Source organism: Streptomyces scopuliridis (assembly GCF_042790125.1).
GTDB lineage: Bacteria > Actinomycetota > Actinomycetes > Streptomycetales > Streptomycetaceae > Streptomyces > Streptomyces scopuliridis_A.
In genome coordinates, this window is sequence record NZ_JBHTZS010000032.1 from 42,680 (window position 1) to 59,552 (window position 16,873).

Below are 16,873 nucleotides of genomic sequence, written 5' to 3' on the forward strand. Positions count from 1 at the left end.
GTCAACCCGGCGCCCGGCTTAGCGCAACCTTAAGAGAACCTTAAGGTATTTACCGTGATCGCTCTTGGTGATCACCCCGTTGCGGGTCGTCATCGCTGGTCAGGGAGTTGTGCAAGCACAAGTTCTGCCCTTGGCATATGCCATGCGCGCCCCCTGGAATAGCTCATTCCGGGTGGTCGATTCACCCGGAACGGCCCCCGGGAGTGCTCTGGACGGCCATGATGGGGGGCATGGCGGGCCTGGAGGGTGTGGAGCAACCGCGGCAGCGCGGCGACGCTGCCGCAGCGCGGTGGATACCGTCCGCCGGTGACGAACAGGCGCACAAGGCGCTGGAATTGTTCGGTAATCCGACGGAGGCGGAAGTCCGTCTGCCCTCCCGCCCGGAATCCGCCCTCGCCGCCCGCCGGCTCACCCACTGCGTCGTGCTGGAGCAGTGGGCGCTCTCCCCGCAGACCGCCGAGTACGCCGTCCTGCTCGTCTCGGAACTCGTCGGCAACGCCGTACGGCACACCGGCGCCCGGGTCTTCGGGTTACGGATGCTGCGCCGCCGCGGCTGGATCAGGATCGAGGTGCGGGACCCCTCGCGCGGACTGCCGTGTCTGATGCCGGTGCACGAGATGGACACCAGCGGGCGGGGCCTCTTCCTGGTGGACCGGCTCTCCGACCGGTGGGGGGTGGATCTGCTGCCGCGCGGCAAGACCACCTGGTTCGAGATGCGGGTCTCCGACCGTCAGCTGCCCTGAGGGCGACGGCTCGTGCGACGGCCCGTGTCGCGACCGCGTGACGACCCGTAAGTCCCCTTAAACGGGTCAATCGTCGGCTTTCGCCCTCCTTCCCCCTTAAATGGGGGCGTGATCCCGATCGACCGTCGCAGTGCACTGCGCGCAGGAGCCGGTGCGGCCGTGGCGGGCGCCCTCGCCACCGGCTGTACGGACAGCGCCCCCGCCACGCCCGCCGGTTCCGCGTCCGGTGCGCCGCGCGGATCCGCCCCCGGATCGCCGGCCGGACCGTCCACGGAAGCCAGCCCGGGGAGCGGGCGGCCCGCGGCCCGTACCGCACCCGCGCCGCGCCGGTTCCCCGGACAGCCCGCCGAGATCGCGCACGGCCCCCGCGACCGCGCGCGCGTCGCCCTCACCTTCCACGGCCAGGGCGACCCCGCCACCACCAACGCGGTGCTGGCGGAGGCGGAACGCGCCGGGGCCCGGATCACCGTCCTCGCCGTGGGCGACTGGCTCGACGAGCATCCCGCCGTCGCCCGCCGGATCCTGGACGGCGGCCACGATCTCGGCAACCACACGCTGCGCCACATCGACATCTCCGATCTGGACGAGGCCGCTGCGTACGCGGAGATCACCGGCTGCGCCCAGCGGCTGCGCAGGCTCACCGGCTCCATCGGCAGCTGGTTCCGCCCCTCCCGCACCCAGCACGCCACCCCGCTCGTCCAGCGGCTGGCGCGCAGGGCGGGCTATCCGCATGTCCTCTCGTACGACGTCGACTCCCTCGACTACACCTCGCCCGGCGCCACGGCCGTCACCCGCACCGTCACCGGACAGATCCGCAACGGCTCTGTGGTGAGCCTGCACTTCGGCTACGCGGACACGGTCGCCGCCCTGCCCGCCCTTCTCGACGCACTGGAACGCCGCGGCCTGCGCGCGGTGACGACCACGGAGCTGCTGACCTGATGCTTCCCCCCACTCCACGGACCACCGAGCGGTTCACCAGGCGGACGATCGCCCTGCTGGGGGCCGCCGCCCTCGCCCTGCTCGCGAGCTGCGCGAGCCAGGACACCGAGCGGGCCGAGCCGAAGACGACCAAGGCCGCTGCCCGGCCCGTCGTGCCCGAGCGGAGCGTGCCGGCCGGACTGCCGGGCATGCCGCCGGTACTGGACCCCAAGGACATCTACGCCGCCGACCGGCCCGGCATGCTCTCGCCCATCGTGAAGGGCTTCCCGTCCCGGGTGTACGTGCCCAACACCCACTCCGACACGGTCTCGGTGATCGACCCCGCGACGTACAAGGTCATCGAGACCATCGACGTCGGCCGACAGCCGCAGCATGTCGTGCCCTCCTGGGATCTGAAGACCCTCTGGGTCAACAACAACCGCGGCCATACGCTCACCCCGATCGATCCCGCCACCGGCAAGGCGGGCGAGCCGGTCGACGTACACGATCCGTACAACCTCTACTTCACGCCCAACGGCAAGTACGCGATCGTCATGGCCTCGCTCGACCGTCAGCTGGTGTTCCGCGATCCGCACACCATGAAGGTGAAGAAGACCGAGCCGGTCACCTGCGCGGGCGTCAACCACGCCGACTTCTCCGCGGACGGCCGGTACTTCATCGTCTCGTGCGAGTTCTCCGGTGAACTCCTCAAGGTCGACACGGAGCAGATGAAGGTCATCGCCCAGCAGAAGCTGCCCTTCCAGGGCGCCATGCCCCAGGACGTGAAGATCTCGCCGGACGGCAAGACGTTCTACGTCGCCGACATGATGGCCCACGGCATGTGGGTGCTGAACGGCGAGAAGTTCACGACCCCGAAGCTCCTGCCGACGGGCGAGGGATGCCACGGCCTGTATGTCAGCCGGGATTCCAGGGAGATGTACATCTCCAACCGCGGCGAGGGCACCATCTCCGTCTTCGACTTCACGAAGAACAAGCTGGCGAAGAAGTGGCATCTGCCGGACGGCGGCAGCCCCGACATGGGCGGTGTCTCGTCGGACGGCAAGGTGCTGTGGCTGGCCGGGCGTTACGACTCCGAGGTGTACGCGATCGACACGCGCAGCGGCAAGCAGATCGCCCGCATCCCGGTCGGCGGCGGCCCGCACGGACTCGCGGTCTATCCGCAGCCCGGCCGCTACTCGCTGGGACACACGGGAGTGTTCCGCTGACGCGGAGTTGACGTCAGCCTGACGTCAACTCGTCCTCGTGCAGGCAAGGTTGTGGACCGACACGCCCCCGGACGGGTGACGGTCCACGGCCCGCCGCCGTACAGCGTGGAGGGTGCACCCCATGATCACTCCTCGCTCGCGGCGGCGGGCCGCCGCCGTCGCCCTGTCCGTCACCGCCGTCCTGATTCCGGCCTCCGCCACCGAGGCCGCCTCCACGCACTCCCCGGCCGGGTCCGCCCCGGTCGCGTCCGCCCCCGCGCAGGGCACCGCCTTCAAGGCCGCCGAAAGCTGCCCCCGCGTCAAGGACCCGATGTTCGCCGCCGCCGACCACACGGTCGAGGTCAGCCGGATCACCCCGACGCCCGCCTGGCGCACCGACTGCCGACAGCTCTACCGCGCCGACAGCCGGAAGCCGGAGGTCATCTTCGAGCAGGGCTTCCACCCGAAGGCGCCGCTGGACGGGCAGTACGACGTGGAGAAGTACGTCCTGGTCAACCAGCCCTCGCCGTACGTCTCCACCAGCTATGACCACGACCTGTACAAGCAGTGGTACAAGAGCGGCTTCAACTACTACATCGACGCCCCCGGCGGCATCGACGTCAACAAGACGATCGGTGACACGCACAGGTGGGCCGAGCAGGTGGAGGTCGCCTTCCCCGGTGGGATCTCCCGGGAGCGGATCGTCGGTGTCTGCCCGGTCGACAAGGTGAAGAAGACCGAGATCATGTCGGAGTGCCTGGACAATCCGCACTACCAGCCGTGGCGCGGCTGACGTATCCGTCCGGCTGATCCGCCGTCACCGGAACGCCCGCACACCGCGGGCGTTCCCCGGCGGCGGCCCACGACCGCTGGAGCCGTGATCCGGTGCCGCCCTGGGCTGCCGCCGTTCGGGTGAGGGTGTGCGGATAATCTGACCCCGTTGGTACGGCACGACGAAGGGGCGGAACAGTGGCGGACATTGACGAGGCGCGCACGGCGTTCGAGCGGTTCGACGCGAACGGCGACGGGCTCATCACGGCGGCGGAGTACAAGAGCGTGATGGCGCAGCTCGGCGACTTCCATGTGACCGAGACGGTGGCACAGGCCGTGATCAACGCGCATGACGCCAACGGTGACGGGCTGCTGACGTTCGACGAGTTCCTGGCCTCGCGCAAGGCCTGATCCGGGAGCGTGGTGGGCGGGGCGGGGGGCAGGGGCATCCGGGACGGCCCGGACCGTCAGCCGCACGCCCCGTTCGCGTTGCCGGAGGCCGTGGCGGGCAGAGAAGATCAAGCGGTGATATATCCGGGTCCGTCCGCTGACGAAGCCACCGGCACGGCCGGCCGCAGGGCCGTACTGATAGCCGGTGGTGTCCTGTTCGCCGCGCTGGTCGTACTGCTCGGCGCGGCCATAGCCTCGCGCGGGACCGGTGAGCTGCGCATACCCGGCGCGGGAGCCATCACCGCGCTGCGGGTCGCCGTCTTCGCCGGGCTCGCGATCCATCTCGGCGAGCTGGCCGGTGCCAGGCTCGCCCGTACCGGCCCCGTGCCACGCCGCTGGGCACTCGCCGCCGCGCTGACCGGGGCGGCTGCCTCGGCGGGACAGATCATCCTGCTCGCGTCCGTGAGCGGCCTCGACATCACCACGGTGTACGGCACCGTCGAGGGCCGCCTGCTGCTCTTCATGGCCAACGGCTTTCTGCTGGCGGCCGGCTGTGTCGCCGTGAACCGCCCCCTGGCGGCCCTCGCGCCCCTGGCCGTGGTCGTCGGCGCGGAAGCCCTGCGGGCGCATCCGGAGCCGTACACCCCGATGCTGGGCACCGCGCTCACCGTCGTCCATCTGACCGCGGCCTCGCTGTGGACCGGCGGGCTGCTGTACGTACTGCGGACGATGTGGCTGCGCCGGGACGACCCGGCCGGGGCCCGCCAGGTGCTCGCCCGCTACGCCCGGCTCGCCGGCTGGCTGTTCGCCGCGCTCGCCGCCACCGGAACGCTCTCCACCCTCCGCAGGCTCCCGGCCGATGTCGTGTTCAGCTCGGCGTACGGCCGGGTGCTCATCGCCAAACTGCTGCTGGTCGCGGTCGTGAGCGGCCTCGCCCTGACGGCCAGACACCGGCTGCGCCGCGGCGCGGACGCCGGGTCCCCGGCACGTGCGGAGCTGGCCGTACTTGCGGTGATCGTCCTGCTGTCGGCGATCCTGACGGTGGTCCCCGACCCGCACTGGCTCAGCACCCGGTGACGAGCGCGACGACCGGGCGCGATCATCGGTCTATATGCTGCCGGGCATGATGAGGCTGGAGCGGCTCCGGGCCGACCACGCGGATGCCCTGCTGGAGTTCGAGCGGGAGAACCGGGCGTACTTCGCGCGGTCCGTGCCGGATCGCGGAGACGCGTACTTCGCCGGCTTCGCCTCCCGTCACCGTGCCCTCCTCGCGGAGCAGGACGCCGGTCTGTGTCATTTCCATGTCCTCGTGGACGAGCGGGGGGACCTGGCCGGCCGCGTCAATCTCGTGGACGTCGAGGAAGGGGCCGCCGAACTCGGCTACCGGATCGGCGAGCGCGCCGCCGGCCGGGGCGTGGCGACGGCCGCGGTCGAGGACATGTGCCGCCTGGCCGCCACGGAGTACGGGCTCTCCGTGCTCATCGCGGTCACCACGCTCGACAATCCGGCGTCCAGGACCGTGCTCGCGCGCAACGGGTTCACCGTGGTGGAGAACATCGGCATCGACGGGCGCCCCGGTGTGCGGTTGCGGCGCCGGCTAGGTCCTCTCCGACCGGACAGGACCTAGCCGCCACGGGGTGGTCGTCAGGCGTCGAAGCGGTGGCGGGAGGCCTCGATATGACCGAGGTGGCGGCGGGTCCAGCCGCACATTCCGTCGACCGTCTCGCGCAGCCCCTGGCCCGGCTCGGTGAGGGTGTACTCGACCCGCGGCGGCACGGTGGGGTACACGGTCCGCTTCACCAGGCCGTTGCGCTCCAGCATGCGCAGGTTCTGGGTGAGCATCTTGTGGCTGATGCCCTCGACCTCGTCGCGCAACTCGCTGAAGCGCAGGGTGCGTTCACCGAGGGACTCGATGATCAACAGCGCCCACTTGTTGGCGACGTCCGAGAAGATCTCCCGCGCCAGGGAGTCCGCGCGCGTCAGGTCGGCTTCGTCGGGCGAGCCCGGGTACCGCTTGGTCACCATGAGGTTCCCCAGTCACTGAAAAGTGCGTTCTTCCATGTCAGCGGCCACTCTCTTACGGTTTTCCAGTAACCGCAAGAGACCACGAGCGGCTCGAAGCGAGCCCGCGAAGGAGGCAGGCAGCATGGCCATCACCCTGGTGAACCCCGATGGACTGCCGGAAATCGACGCCTACCGGCAGGTGTCGGTCGCGGCCGGCTCGAAGCTGGTCTTCATCGCCGGGCAGGTCGCCTGGGACGCCGAGGGGGCCACGGTCGGCGCGGGCGACCTCGCCGCACAGGTCGAGCGGTGCTACCTCAATATCGGCACCGCCCTGGCCGGGGTCGGTGGCTCCTTCGCGGACGTGGCGAAACTGACCGTCTACGTCGTCGACTGGACCCCCGACAAGATGCCCCAGTTCCTGGCGGGGGTCGCCCGTGCGGCCGCGAAGCTGGGGGTCACCCCGGTACCGCCGGGCACACTGCTGGGCGTCGCGGCTCTGGACGTACCGGAGCACCTGGTCGAGGTCGAAGCCACCGCGGTCCTCGACTGAACGGGCGATCCGTACGCGCCGCGGGCGGCGGTCAGCACCCGGTGATCAGGGTGTCCACGATCAAGGGGTAGCGCCCCGCCACGAGTCACCCCCGCCACGAGTCACCCCCGCCGCGAGGCACCGGCGAACGCGGAGATCAGTGCGACCGCGTCGTCGGTCGTCACCGCCTCCGCGATGGTGTCGGCCTCGTCCTCCGAGCTCTCCTCACGGGACACTTCCCAGGCCGATCCGATCAGCCTCTTGGCCCCGGCCAGGGCATGGCCCGGAGCCCGCGCCAACTGTGCGGCGAGCGCGGAGCCGCGTTCCCGGTGCTCTCCGTCATCGGTCACCTCGGCCACCAGGCCCCACCGCGATGCCTCGTCGGACGACAGCACCCGTCCCGTCAGGGCGAGGTCGAGTGCGCGCTGCTGTCCGACCGCGCGTGGCAGCAGGTACGACACGCCGCAGTCGGGGGTCAGGCCCACTCCGGCGTAGGCCCAGAGGAACGTGGTGGAGCGAGCGGCTATCACGATGTCGGAGCTGAGTACGAGGCCCAGTCCGGCGCCGGCGACCGCCCCATGCACGGCGCTGATCACCGGTTTGCGAAGCGCCGACAGGTCCCGAAACGCCCGGTCGAGTTCGGTCGCCAGTGCATGCACGTACGTTGCCGGGTCGTCCGCCCCCGCCATGGAAGCGAGGTCCCCGCCCGAGCAGAACCGTTTGCCGTCACCGGATATCAGGACGGCGCGGATCTCGTCGGACGCGGCCCTGCGGACGGCTCCGGCGAACTCCACGGCGGTCGTGAGGTCGATCGCGTTCGAGACCGACGGACGCGCCAAAGTGATACGGACGACCGCGCCGTCCTGCTCGTACCGGACTGCTTCGTCTGTCATGGGTACCCCTTTCGTTCGCGCGGCGCCGGCTCACCGGTTCGCCTCTCCCGGCCCTGTGCCGGGTGATGCCGCGGGTACGCCGCGGTGCTCGGGTGCGGTGGTGGCGATGTCGAGTGTTTCCAGCACGGCTCTTCTGCCCACTCCCAGCCGAAGGGCGTTCGTCAGATGCAGGCGCATCCCGGGCAGGTAGCGGTGCGTGGGGGTCGCGTCGGCGGCCATGGAGATGAGCTCCTTGACCCGGCCCCGGACGTGCCCGGTCCGCCAGGGCACCGCGCAGTAGGCGAAGAACGCCTCGTACGCCTCGGGGGACAGGCGCAGCAGGGTGTCGAGGAAGCCGGGGACCTCGCGTTCGAAGGCGTCCCAGTACGGATCGTCTCCCCGCAGAAGGGTGCGCAGGGCCGCACGGGGTTCGTCGAGCGGTCCGTCCAGGGTGCCCGTGCTCAGTTCCGTGCCCCGGGCCCGCAGCACCGCCGCCACGCGGCGGGAGCCCTCCATGAGGGAGTGCACCCCGAGCCCGGAGACCACCGTGACGGTTTCGTGGACCTGTTCGGGAGTGGCGCCGGCGTCGAGCGCGCGCCGGGTGTACTCCTCGATGCCGTCCGGGTCGAGCGTCGGCACCGCCGCGCGCACGGCCAGCCCGATCAGCGCCGCGTCGCACGGGTCGAGCCCGTCTCCGTCGGGTACGCCGTCGAGCAGGCCGAGCGCCTCGTGGCGTACCGCTTCGAGCGTGATGCCGGAACGTGCCGTGCTCGTGGTCACGTCCGCCGGGCCGTCGTTCACCGGTGTGTCAGCTCCGATTCCGTCTCGTTCAGCATGCGGCGCAGGGCCCGCTTGTTGATCTTGGTGGTGGACATGGGCCACTCGCCGGGTTCGATGAAGCGGACCGCGCGGGGAATCTTGAAACTGGCGATACGGCCGCGGCAGAACCCCATCAGTTCCTCCGCGGTGACCGTGCACCCGTCGCGGACCTCGACGAAGGCCACCGGCACCTCGTCGAGCCGGGAATCGGGAGCGCCGACCACTTCGACGCACCGCACCGCCGGGTGCCGGGCGAGGAAGGACTCGATTTCGAGGGCGGCGACATTCTCGCCGCCGACTTTCAGCATGTCTTTGAGCCGGCCGTGGAATGCCACCTGGCCCTGGGGAGTCCAGCTGTAGAGGTCACCGGTGTGCATCCAGTGGTCCTCGTCGAAAGCGGCCGCGGTTGCCTCCGGATCGTGGTAATACCCTTCCGTGACGCAGAAGCCACGGACCAGCAGCTCGCCGATCACGCCGGCTCCTGCGTCTTCTCCGGTTTCGAGGTCGAGAATGCGGATCTCCATTCCGGAGTGGGGTTTGCCCTGTGCTGTGGCGCGCGTTTCCATCGAGTCGGTGCGGTCGCTGAGCGCATAGATGCCGGCCGTCTCGGTCATGCCGCACGCCGCGATGAGTTCGGCCCCGGGAAGCGCGGACTGCACACGTTCCAGAAGGACGCTGGGGCCGATCAGGAAGATCGATCGCAATTCCCGGAGCTGCCCCGCCTCGAAGGCGGGGTGGTCGAGCAGCGGCTGAATGATCGCCGGAAACCAGGGAAAGGCGACAGTGGCACCCTCGCGGACCAGTAGATCCCGGGCCCTGTCGGGTTCGTAGTGGACATCGGTGAGGAATGTTCCGCCACTGCCGACCGAACCGAGGAAAGGTGACAACGCCGCGATATGGAAAAGGGGTCCGGCGGCCCAGGTGACATCGTGCTCGCCGGAGCCGAGCCGGAAACGGGCCCGTTCCACGGGGCCGCGGGTCATGGCCTCGTGCGACAGCAGACAGCCCTTCGGGTTCGCTGTCGTGCCGGAGGTGTAGAGAAGCGCCGCGATATCGCGGACGCGGACGCGGCGCCGCAGTTCGAGAATCCTTCGCGGATCGACCTCCGCGGCGAGCCGGTCGAACGCCGAACGGTCGAGGAATCCCGTCCGGTCCGCACCGCACAGCAGCACCGCCGCGCGCAGCCCGCGGGCCTCGGGCAGGCTCAGCCGGACCGGGACCTTCGCGGTGGCCAGTGAGGGAAGAGCTTCCTTGAGTACGGTGGTGAAGTCGACGTACCGGTCGGTGCCGGCGGTGGTCAGCACGGCGGCGAGGTCGCTGTTGTCGATGATGTAACCGAGCTCGGTGGCTTTGTGGCGGGCGTTGAGCGGAACGACCACCCCACCGATCAATGAGATCGCGAACAGCCCCTCGACGTACTCGACGCCGTTGGCCGCGAGGAGCCCCACATGCTCTCCGGGGCGGATACCGAGCGCGACCAGTCCGCGCGCGGTCCACTCGGCACGCGCGTACAACTCGGCGTATGTGTACCGCGCGTCGGGTAGCACCAGTGCGTCCACGTCAGGGTGCTGGTGCGCGGCCCGCACCAGAAGGTCGCCGACGCACAACACCTCGGTCCACCGAACATTCTCCGTCATGTCGATCTCCACCCGTCGATGTCACCCAAACTCTGCCTTGTGCTCGGGCTGTTCTGGTTCATTCAGTGAAGACCCCCGATGAAGGCTCTCCCGGCGGTGGTACGCTCCGTGTTATGAGTCCGCCCGCCAAACGCACCCCAAAAACATCGCACAGCGGTCTGAGCAAGCGTCGGCAAAGCGCTCAGGTAGAGGGCGGAGCCGCATACTTGGCGAAACGCGGAGAATTGCTGCAAATCGCCGGTGATGTGTTCAAGGAAAAGGGATACGAGGCCGCGACGCTCAGCGATATCGCCGCCCGCTTCGGCACCGATCGTGCGGCCATCTACTACTACTTCTCGGGCAAGGAAGAGCTGTTCCAGGAGGTCTTTCACGCCACCGCGAAGAAGGTGCTGGACGAGAATCTCGCCGAGGCCGTTCGTATCGCGGGCTTGGATGTGGACGCTCATCGGAAACTGCGCCTCCTCATCGAGTTGCAGATCACTTCGTATGTGGCGAACTACCCCTATGTGTATGTCTACATCCAGGAAGACATGGGGAAGGTCGCATTCCAGTCGACGCCGTGGGCGCGGGAAATGGCGCGGAAGACCCGCCGTTTTGAATCCATCGTCACCGACATCATCACCTCGGGGGTTCGGGAGGGGACTTTCCGGGAGGATCTGGCCGTGCCCCTGGTGGTGAAGGCGCTCTTCGGAATGGTGAACTGGACGCACCGCTGGTTCAAGCCCGGTGACCGTAAATACTCCGTGGAGCAGACCGTCGAGACCTTCTCGGCCGTGTTCTTCGACGGCCTGCGGCGCGAAGGGGCGTGACCTTCCGGCCGGCTACCGGGGGAGGTCGGCCGCCGTCGGCTTCTGGCCCGGCCAGCGGGAACGCAGGTCCGTGGTGAGCGAGTTGGCGACGTCCTCCCAGGGTCCGACATGGACGACGGCCAGCTCGCGCCGCTTGATCTGCCACCCCTCCTCCGCCCGCACGTACTCGTCCAGGTAGCGCACCGCGCCGTAGACCGTGGTTCCGCCGCGCGCCAGTTCCAGATGGGCGCCGACGACACCGGCGGCATGGTCGTCGTCGTGGAAGGTGAGGAGGGTGAAGTTCTGGGTGTGGACCGTGACGCCCATGGTGGCCCGGTCCTCCCTGATGAAGTTCACGATCGACGCGCGGTCCGAACCGCCTGAGAAGCCGCCGCCCATGAGGAATTCGGCATCCGGCGCGAACGTCGATCCGAGGGCCGCCAGGTCGTTGTCGTCGGCAGCGAGGAAGTAGCGGATCACCAGGTCCTCGATGGCGGCGCGGTCCTCCAGTCTGCGGACGCGCGATTCCAGATCGGTCATCTGCGTACCTTTCCGTGAGTGGTTCCGTGGGCGGTTTCCTGGGCGGTTCCATGACGGTCAGCGGCCCTGCCACCGGGGGGTGCGCCGCTCGGCGAAGGCGGCGCGGCCTTCGAGGCGGTCCTTGGTGGCGGCGTACGCCTCGATCGGCTCGTAGCGGGTTGCCAGGGCGACGTCGAGCGGCCAGCCCGCCCGGGAGAGGACCGCGTCCTTGGCCGCCTGTACGGCCAGCGGCGAGGCGGCCGTGATCCTCTCGGCCCAGCGGTCGGCGGCCGCCGCGAGGTCCGGATAGCCGACCACCTCGTTGACCAGGCCGTACCGCTCGGCGTCGGCGGCCGGGATGCGCGAGCCGGTGAGGATCATCGCCAGGGCGATGTGGTGGGGGAGCTGGCGGATGGCCCGGTGCATGATGCCGGCTTCACCGATGATGCCCACCTTGGTCTCCGGCATCCCGAACTGGGCCGTGTCGGCCGCGACGATGATGTCGGCGCACATGGCGAGTTCGAATCCGCCGCCGATCGCATAGCCCTGGACGGCCGCGATCAGCGGTTTGCGCAGCGTCAGCAGCGGGCCCCCGACGCCGGTGAGGCCGCCGCCCAGCGCCATCCGCCGGCTCGCGCCCTCGTCCTCGCCGCTGATGTCCCCGCCGGCACAGAACGCCTTCTCCCCGCTGGAGGAGAGGATCGCGACCCAGATGTCGGGGTTGTCGTTGATCTCCGTCCAGGCGTCGAACAGCGCGCCGTCCATCCGCGAGGTGATGGCGTTGAGCGCCTTGGGACGGTCCAGGACGACTCGTGCCACATGGCCGTCCTTCGTGAACTCGATTCCGGAACTCACCGTGTTTCCCTTCCTGTAGGAGCCGGCGCGGTCTCGGGGGCGCGGCCGTAGGAGGCGATGGCCTCCTTGATCCCGACCTCGCCGATCCACGCGCGGATCTCGGCCACCGAGGGCGACAGGTGCAGCAGGGCGTCCATCTCGGGGACGCCCGCGGCGGCGGTGCGTACGCCCATGGCCTCCATGGCCCGGTTGACCGAGAGCTTCTTGACGCGCAGCACATCCGGGGGAATGCGTGCGATGCGGGCGGCCATGGCCTCCACGACCGTGATCAGCTCCGCCTCGGGCACCGCGTGGTTGGCCCACCCCCAGGTGACCGCCGTCCGTCCGTCGATGGAGTTGCCGGGGATAAAGGCCAGCTCCTTCGCCCGCTTGGGCCCGACGAGCGGCGCCCACAACGGGGCGATGTAACCGCCGCCCAGCGGGAGCGCGGGCTCGCCGATACGGGCGTCCTCGCTGACGACCGTGATGTCGGTGAACACGCACATCTGCGTCGCACCGGCCACGCAGTAGCCGTGCACCGCGGCGATCACCGGCTTGGGATGGTCCCAGATCGCCAGATAGCGGTTGACGTTGCGCGCCAGCCGTTCGCGGTCGGCGACCGGGTCCGGTGCGGCCACGGCCCTGCCGACCTCGCCGATGTCGTATCCGGCGCAGAACCCGCTGCCCTCGCCGCGGATGGCGACGACCGGGCCGCCGGTACGGGCCAGCCGGTCCAGGGCGTCGGAGAACTCGTCCAGCATCTCGTTCGACAGCGCGTTGGCCTTCTCGGGCCGGTCGAGCACGATCCAGCTCACCGGGCCGCGGTGCTCGACCCGGATGTTCCGGTACTCCGCCGGGTCGTCCCCGCCGCAGCCGGCGCGCTCGGGGCCGTCCGCCGTCGAGGGGGCCGTCACGAGACCGCTCGGCCGATCGGGATCTGCTTCTTGACGTGGAAGTCCACCACGCCGGCCGCGCGCAGCTCGCGCCTGGCGAAGCGCCAGCCCTCGTCCGTACGGACCAGCTCGTCGTGGTACTGGCCGAAGAAGTGCCCGTCCGGCCGCTCCCTGGTGTACTTGTGCCAGGCGTGGAGAACGGAGCGTACGGTCGCGCTCGTCCGGTCCCCGCCGAAGTCGACCACGATGTTCGACACATGGTGACTGGTCGCGGTGAAGAAGGTGCCGATCCCGTCCAGGGTCTCGCGGTACGCGACCCGTCCCTCCGCCCCGAAGTCCGGTCCGTAGGCGACGTAGCAGTCCTCGGTGAACAGGGCGGCGATCTCGTCCGGGTGGTTCATGTCCAGGTGGTACGCGTAGTCGAACAGCAGGCGGTGGATCTTCCCGGTCTCGACCAGATCGGCCGTCGCGGCGGCCATCTCGTCCCATGTCTCGTCCTGGTGCGCCATCTGCGTCGTCATCCTCCAGATCGCCCGGTGCGGCTCTCGCACGGGCGGGTCGGGTCGGAGCGGGGGGAGTCGTCGCGGAGTCGTCGGCGAGGAACCCGCGATGGCCTGACGGCCCCGGCGTGTCCTCGGTTGCTCTGCCGCCCCGCCCTCAGGAGCAGTGTGCCGTGGATGCTATCTACGGTGGTGTAAACGGTCAATACATTCGACTCGGCTCGCGAAAAAGCCTGTGAGCTGCGCTTATGTGCCTTCAAGATCAATTTACACGAGCGTTGACAGTTTACGTGGGCGTAGATAGCTTGAGGAATGTCGCGCGCAGTTGCCGTTGCCTGTCGCCGCCGACCTCCTCGCACGAACCCGCGGAACGCCCGGACCTCACCCGGGCCGGCGGGCGGCGCAGGGCCGCGGAGCACCACCTCATACGAGAGGGGCACATGGTGGATCTGGAACCCAACACCGGAGACCCGGAGCTGTTGAAGCGCGCCTACGGGTGCTTCCCCAGCGGAGTCACCGCCATCTGCGGGATGGAGGGGGACAAGCCGATCGGCATCGCGGCCAGTACGTTCACCTCGGTCTCCCTGGAGCCGAGCCTGGCGTCGGTGTGCGTACAGAACACCTCGACGACCTGGCCCCGGCTGCGCGGGCTGCGCCGACTGGGCGTCAGCATGCTCGCCCAGGACCAGAACGAGGCCTGCCGCGCCCTCGCGCAGAAGACCGGGGACCGGTTCGCGCGGGTCGAGTGGAGCAGCAGCGCCGACGGCGCGGTGTTCGTCCATGGAGCGGTGGCCTGGTTCGACTGCACCATCCATCAGGAGTTTCTGGCCGGGGACCACGCGATCGTCCTGCTCGCCATCCACGCCCTGCGCGCCGAGCCCGAGCGTGCGCCGCTGGTCTTCCACGGCAGCCGCTTCCGGCGGCTCGTCGCCGTGTGAGTGCGGGCGAAGCCCGTCGCCGCCACCGCGCCACGACTGACACAAGGAGACGAACCGGTGAAATTCCACCTCATGCAGACCGGTGTGATCGGCCGGCGCCACGAGCTCGAACAGGGCATGGCGGGACAGCGCCCCGACCTGTACCAGCGGTACCTCGAAGAAGTGAGGGACTACGTTCGGCTCGCCGACGAGCTGGGGTACGCCAGCTACTGCTCGCCCGAGCACCACCTCCAGATCGAGGGCTTCGAGATCACCAACCACCCCGGTATGTGGGGGCTGTTCGTCGGATCGCACGCCAAGCGCATGAGCGCCGGGATCCTGGGATACGTCCTGCCCACGCACAACCCGGTCCGGGTGGCCGAGGAGATCGCCACGCTCGACCACATTCTCCAGGGACGGCTCATCGTCGGCTTCACCCGCGGCTACCACGCGCGCTGGGTGGACGCGTACGCGGCGATCCGCGGCATCGGTGCCACCAACGTCCGGCACGCCAAGGCCCGCGACGAGCAGGACGCCGCCAACCGGGAGATCTTCGAGGAATCCGTCCAGGTGCTCAAGAAGGCGTGGGAGAACGAACTCTTCAGCCACAAGGGCAAGTACTGGCAGTTTCCCCCGGAGGGGGGTTCGGCCGGCCACCCCGGGTACAAGGAATTCGGTGGAGGCATGGACGAGAACGGCATCGTCCGGAAAATCGGAATCGCGCCGCGCCCCTTCCAGAATCCGTACCCGAAGGTCTACGGTGCTTTCGCCTACAGCATGCGAACCGTTGACATGTGGGCCCGAGAAGGCGGAAAGCAAGTTGTTTTCGCCACGGATCTCGACTTCTGCGAAGCGCTGTGGAAGCGTTACTCCGAGACGGCGAAGAAGGCCGGGCGTGACGTGCCGCGCGAGGAGATCGGGGCCTGGGGCGGTTTTCTCATCCTGACGGACGACAAGGAGCAGGCCGCCCAACTGGAGGCCGAGCACCGGTGGTTCTGGGACAAGTGGTTCATCCCCCACGGTCAGCAGTTCCCGAACGTACTCATCGGCACCGCGGACGACATCTCCCGGCAGATCGAACAGGCCCACGACCGCCTCGGATTCAACGAATGCTTCCTCATGTTCGGCCAGGGACACCTGGAACCCGGCCGTAACAACGACGAACTCATCCGGTTCGCCGAGGAAGTCGCTCCCCGATTCTCGAACAAAGACAGCGAAGGAACACTGGTCTAGCGGAAAGAGCATCCGCTCATAAGGGCGGAGAAAACAGACTCTTCCGCGTGCAGGACAACCGTGGTCAAGCGCAGAACCATGCCTTGGACGAGGCGGGGTTCGCGGGTTCAAAGGAGAGCAGCAGACCATGAAGAGCGGCATATTCAACGTTCCGTACATGCGCCCCGAGCGCACGCCCCGCGAGGTATTCGACTACTCGGTTCTCATGGCGAGGGAAGCCGACCGAGCAGGCTTCACCGACTTCATGATCGGTGAGCACGCCACCCAGGGCTGGGAGAGCGTGCCGAACCCGGAAATCGTCATCGGCGCCTGTGCCCGGGAGACCGAGCGGATCCGCTTCGCCCCGATGGCGCATCTGCTGGGGCTGCATCAGCCCGGCTCCCTGGCCATCCAGGTCGGCTGGCTCTCACAGGTCCTGAAGGGCCGTTACTTCCTCGGGATCGGCCCCGGAGCCTATCCACGGGACGCCGTCATCCGGGGGCAGGCGGCCGACCTGTCCGAGGCACGGCCCCGCCGGGACGAGGCGCTGGAGATCATGCGCAAGGTCTGGCGGCGCGAGCCGTTCCACTACGAGGGCCGGTTCTTCAGCGGCGGCTTCCCCGAGGAGGAGCCCCCGTCCGAGGACGGCCACCAGGAGCATGTTCTGCCGGACTTCTCGCCTTGGGGCGGGCCGGAGGCCCTGGAGATCGCGGTGACGGCGCTCTCGTACAACTCGTCGTCGATGCGCTACGCCGGGCAGAACGGCTTCTCGCCCATCTCGTTCTTCGGCGGCGTCGACGTGGCCCGCTCGCACTGGGACGCATACTCCGCGGGCGCGGCGGAGCAGGGCCGTCCGCTGGACCGCGAGCGGTTCCGTATCTGCCGGGACATCTTCGTCGCGGACACCGACAAGGAGGCCCGGCAGCGGGCCATCAACAGCGGCCTCGGCCACTGCTGGGAGAAGTACCTCGTGCCGATCTACCAGCGGTTCGGGATTCTCCAGGGGTACATCGACGACTCGGGCACGGGCATTGACGTGGCGGACGTCGACATGGAGTTCATCGCCGAGCACGTGTGGCTGTGCGGGTCGCCCGAGACGGTCACCCGGAAGATCGAGGAGATGAACGAGCGGATCGGCGGCTTCGGCGAGATCGTCCTGAACACCCAGGACTACATCGACGATCCGACGCCGTGGATCGAGTCCATGCACCGGATCGCCAAGGAGGTCGTGCCCGGCGTCCGCCCCGTCGGGACGGCAGCCACGGCCTGAGTCATCGCCGGCCGGCGCATCGCCGTCGACGGCGGCATCACCCAGGTCGCGC

At 69.0% G+C, this 16,873-nt stretch carries 20 protein-coding genes; 12 read left to right on the forward strand and 8 right to left on the reverse strand.

Annotation, left to right across the window (positions count from 1 at the left end):
- The first annotated feature begins 218 nt into the window (after nucleotides 1-218).
- From ACFRKB_RS32480 to ACFRKB_RS32510, 7 genes are all read left to right on the forward strand, one after another.
- A complete protein-coding gene (locus ACFRKB_RS32480) occupies nucleotides 219-743 on the forward strand; it encodes an ATP-binding protein (RefSeq protein ID WP_383110203.1) in 525 nt (174 codons plus the stop codon).
- Nucleotides 744-851: 108 nt separating this feature from the next.
- Nucleotides 852-1,682, forward strand: a complete 831-nt coding sequence (locus ACFRKB_RS32485; RefSeq protein ID WP_383110204.1) for a polysaccharide deacetylase family protein — start codon at nucleotides 852-854, stop codon at nucleotides 1,680-1,682.
- Nucleotides 1,682-2,887 (forward strand): YncE family protein, encoded by a 1,206-nt coding sequence (locus ACFRKB_RS32490; protein WP_383110205.1) that lies wholly within the window; start codon nucleotides 1,682-1,684, stop codon nucleotides 2,885-2,887. Before ACFRKB_RS32485 ends, ACFRKB_RS32490 begins: the two co-directional genes overlap by 1 nt.
- Before the next feature lie 121 nt (nucleotides 2,888-3,008).
- Nucleotides 3,009-3,659: an ADP-ribosyltransferase gene (locus ACFRKB_RS32495; protein ID WP_383110206.1), complete on the forward strand. Its 651-nt coding sequence runs from the start codon at nucleotides 3,009-3,011 to the stop codon at nucleotides 3,657-3,659.
- Nucleotides 3,660-3,835: 176 nt separating this feature from the next.
- Nucleotides 3,836-4,048, forward strand: coding sequence for an EF-hand domain-containing protein (locus tag ACFRKB_RS32500; protein ID WP_383110207.1), 213 nt, complete (start codon nucleotides 3,836-3,838; stop codon nucleotides 4,046-4,048).
- A 114-nt stretch (nucleotides 4,049-4,162) separates the two neighbouring features.
- Nucleotides 4,163-5,104, forward strand: a complete 942-nt coding sequence (locus ACFRKB_RS32505; protein WP_383110208.1) for a CopD family protein — start codon at nucleotides 4,163-4,165, stop codon at nucleotides 5,102-5,104.
- 46 nt (nucleotides 5,105-5,150) lie between these two features.
- Entirely contained in the window at nucleotides 5,151-5,654 is a 504-nt protein-coding gene (locus ACFRKB_RS32510; RefSeq protein WP_383110209.1) for a GNAT family N-acetyltransferase, read from the forward strand.
- Between the two features lie 17 nt (nucleotides 5,655-5,671).
- Here ACFRKB_RS32510 and ACFRKB_RS32515 read toward each other — a convergent pair whose 3' ends face one another.
- Nucleotides 5,672-6,052, reverse strand: coding sequence for a winged helix-turn-helix transcriptional regulator (locus ACFRKB_RS32515; protein WP_383110210.1), 381 nt, complete (start codon nucleotides 6,050-6,052; stop codon nucleotides 5,672-5,674).
- 121 nt (nucleotides 6,053-6,173) lie between these two features.
- Between ACFRKB_RS32515 and ACFRKB_RS32520 the strand changes: the two genes are divergently transcribed.
- Nucleotides 6,174-6,581, forward strand: coding sequence for a RidA family protein (locus tag ACFRKB_RS32520; RefSeq protein WP_383110211.1), 408 nt, complete (start codon nucleotides 6,174-6,176; stop codon nucleotides 6,579-6,581).
- A 101-nt stretch (nucleotides 6,582-6,682) separates the two neighbouring features.
- Here the strand turns inward: ACFRKB_RS32520 and ACFRKB_RS32525 are convergent, their stop codons facing one another.
- Genes ACFRKB_RS32525 through ACFRKB_RS32535 form a run of 3 tightly spaced genes read right to left on the reverse strand, consistent with a single transcriptional unit; the run spans nucleotide 6,683 to nucleotide 9,888 of the window.
- Nucleotides 6,683-7,453 (reverse strand): enoyl-CoA hydratase/isomerase family protein, encoded by a 771-nt coding sequence (locus ACFRKB_RS32525; protein WP_383110212.1) that lies wholly within the window; start codon nucleotides 7,451-7,453, stop codon nucleotides 6,683-6,685.
- Between the two features lie 30 nt (nucleotides 7,454-7,483).
- Complete coding sequence (locus tag ACFRKB_RS32530; protein ID WP_383110213.1) at nucleotides 7,484-8,233, reverse strand: carboxymuconolactone decarboxylase family protein; 750 nt, start codon at nucleotides 8,231-8,233, stop codon at nucleotides 7,484-7,486.
- Nucleotides 8,230-9,888 carry a class I adenylate-forming enzyme family protein gene (locus ACFRKB_RS32535; RefSeq protein ID WP_383110214.1) on the reverse strand — a complete coding sequence of 553 codons (1,659 nt, stop codon included), beginning with the start codon at nucleotides 9,886-9,888 and terminating at the stop codon, nucleotides 8,230-8,232. The genes ACFRKB_RS32530 and ACFRKB_RS32535 overlap by 4 nt, the downstream gene beginning before the upstream one ends.
- Before the next feature lie 113 nt (nucleotides 9,889-10,001).
- Between ACFRKB_RS32535 and ACFRKB_RS32540 the strand changes: the two genes are divergently transcribed.
- Nucleotides 10,002-10,697 (forward strand): TetR/AcrR family transcriptional regulator, encoded by a 696-nt coding sequence (locus ACFRKB_RS32540; protein WP_383110215.1) that lies wholly within the window; start codon nucleotides 10,002-10,004, stop codon nucleotides 10,695-10,697.
- 12 nt (nucleotides 10,698-10,709) lie between these two features.
- Here the strand turns inward: ACFRKB_RS32540 and ACFRKB_RS32545 are convergent, their stop codons facing one another.
- From ACFRKB_RS32545 to ACFRKB_RS32560, 4 genes are read right to left on the reverse strand one after another with little or no spacing between them, the layout of a single operon-like run.
- Nucleotides 10,710-11,216: a nuclear transport factor 2 family protein gene (locus tag ACFRKB_RS32545; RefSeq protein ID WP_383110216.1), complete on the reverse strand. Its 507-nt coding sequence runs from the start codon at nucleotides 11,214-11,216 to the stop codon at nucleotides 10,710-10,712.
- Between the two features lie 57 nt (nucleotides 11,217-11,273).
- Entirely contained in the window at nucleotides 11,274-12,050 is a 777-nt protein-coding gene (locus tag ACFRKB_RS32550) for an enoyl-CoA hydratase-related protein (RefSeq protein ID WP_383110217.1), read from the reverse strand.
- Complete coding sequence (locus ACFRKB_RS32555; RefSeq protein WP_383110218.1) at nucleotides 12,047-12,943, reverse strand: enoyl-CoA hydratase-related protein; 897 nt, start codon at nucleotides 12,941-12,943, stop codon at nucleotides 12,047-12,049. The genes ACFRKB_RS32550 and ACFRKB_RS32555 overlap by 4 nt, the downstream gene beginning before the upstream one ends.
- Nucleotides 12,940-13,443 (reverse strand): nuclear transport factor 2 family protein, encoded by a 504-nt coding sequence (locus ACFRKB_RS32560; protein ID WP_383110219.1) that lies wholly within the window; start codon nucleotides 13,441-13,443, stop codon nucleotides 12,940-12,942. The genes ACFRKB_RS32555 and ACFRKB_RS32560 overlap by 4 nt, the downstream gene beginning before the upstream one ends.
- Before the next feature lie 419 nt (nucleotides 13,444-13,862).
- Here ACFRKB_RS32560 and ACFRKB_RS32565 point away from each other — a divergent pair, with 419 nt between their 5' ends.
- The 3 genes from ACFRKB_RS32565 (at nucleotide 13,863) to ACFRKB_RS32575 (ending at nucleotide 16,821) form a co-directional block, all read left to right on the forward strand.
- Nucleotides 13,863-14,360: a flavin reductase family protein gene (locus ACFRKB_RS32565; protein WP_383110220.1), complete on the forward strand. Its 498-nt coding sequence runs from the start codon at nucleotides 13,863-13,865 to the stop codon at nucleotides 14,358-14,360.
- A gap of 57 nt (nucleotides 14,361-14,417) precedes the next feature.
- The gene (locus tag ACFRKB_RS32570; RefSeq protein ID WP_383110221.1) at nucleotides 14,418-15,572 is read left to right on the forward strand and encodes an LLM class flavin-dependent oxidoreductase; all 1,155 of its coding nucleotides are present in this window, start codon (nucleotides 14,418-14,420) and stop codon (nucleotides 15,570-15,572) included.
- Nucleotides 15,573-15,699: 127 nt separating this feature from the next.
- Complete coding sequence (locus ACFRKB_RS32575; protein ID WP_383110222.1) at nucleotides 15,700-16,821, forward strand: LLM class flavin-dependent oxidoreductase; 1,122 nt, start codon at nucleotides 15,700-15,702, stop codon at nucleotides 16,819-16,821.
- Nucleotides 16,822-16,873: the final 52 nt, after the last annotated feature.

Bases quoted from the DNA above. Each gene is read 5' to 3' on its own strand.
- ACFRKB_RS32480 (WP_383110203.1), top strand. From the start codon at position 219: ATGATGGGGGGCATGGCGGGCCTGGAGGGTGTGGAGCAACCGCGGCAG.
- ACFRKB_RS32490 (WP_383110205.1), top strand. From the start codon at position 1,682: ATGCTTCCCCCCACTCCACGGACCACCGAGCGGTTCACCAGGCGGACG.
- ACFRKB_RS32495 (WP_383110206.1), top strand. From the start codon at position 3,009: ATGATCACTCCTCGCTCGCGGCGGCGGGCCGCCGCCGTCGCCCTGTCC.
- ACFRKB_RS32510 (WP_383110209.1), top strand. From the start codon at position 5,151: ATGATGAGGCTGGAGCGGCTCCGGGCCGACCACGCGGATGCCCTGCTG.
- ACFRKB_RS32515 (WP_383110210.1), bottom strand. From the start codon at position 6,052: ATGGTGACCAAGCGGTACCCGGGCTCGCCCGACGAAGCCGACCTGACG.
- ACFRKB_RS32520 (WP_383110211.1), top strand. From the start codon at position 6,174: ATGGCCATCACCCTGGTGAACCCCGATGGACTGCCGGAAATCGACGCC.
- ACFRKB_RS32525 (WP_383110212.1), bottom strand. From the start codon at position 7,453: ATGACAGACGAAGCAGTCCGGTACGAGCAGGACGGCGCGGTCGTCCGT.
- ACFRKB_RS32535 (WP_383110214.1), bottom strand. From the start codon at position 9,888: ATGACGGAGAATGTTCGGTGGACCGAGGTGTTGTGCGTCGGCGACCTT.
- ACFRKB_RS32540 (WP_383110215.1), top strand. From the start codon at position 10,002: ATGAGTCCGCCCGCCAAACGCACCCCAAAAACATCGCACAGCGGTCTG.
- ACFRKB_RS32545 (WP_383110216.1), bottom strand. From the start codon at position 11,216: ATGACCGATCTGGAATCGCGCGTCCGCAGACTGGAGGACCGCGCCGCC.
- ACFRKB_RS32560 (WP_383110219.1), bottom strand. From the start codon at position 13,443: ATGACGACGCAGATGGCGCACCAGGACGAGACATGGGACGAGATGGCC.
- ACFRKB_RS32565 (WP_383110220.1), top strand. From the start codon at position 13,863: ATGGTGGATCTGGAACCCAACACCGGAGACCCGGAGCTGTTGAAGCGC.
- ACFRKB_RS32575 (WP_383110222.1), top strand. From the start codon at position 15,700: ATGAAGAGCGGCATATTCAACGTTCCGTACATGCGCCCCGAGCGCACG.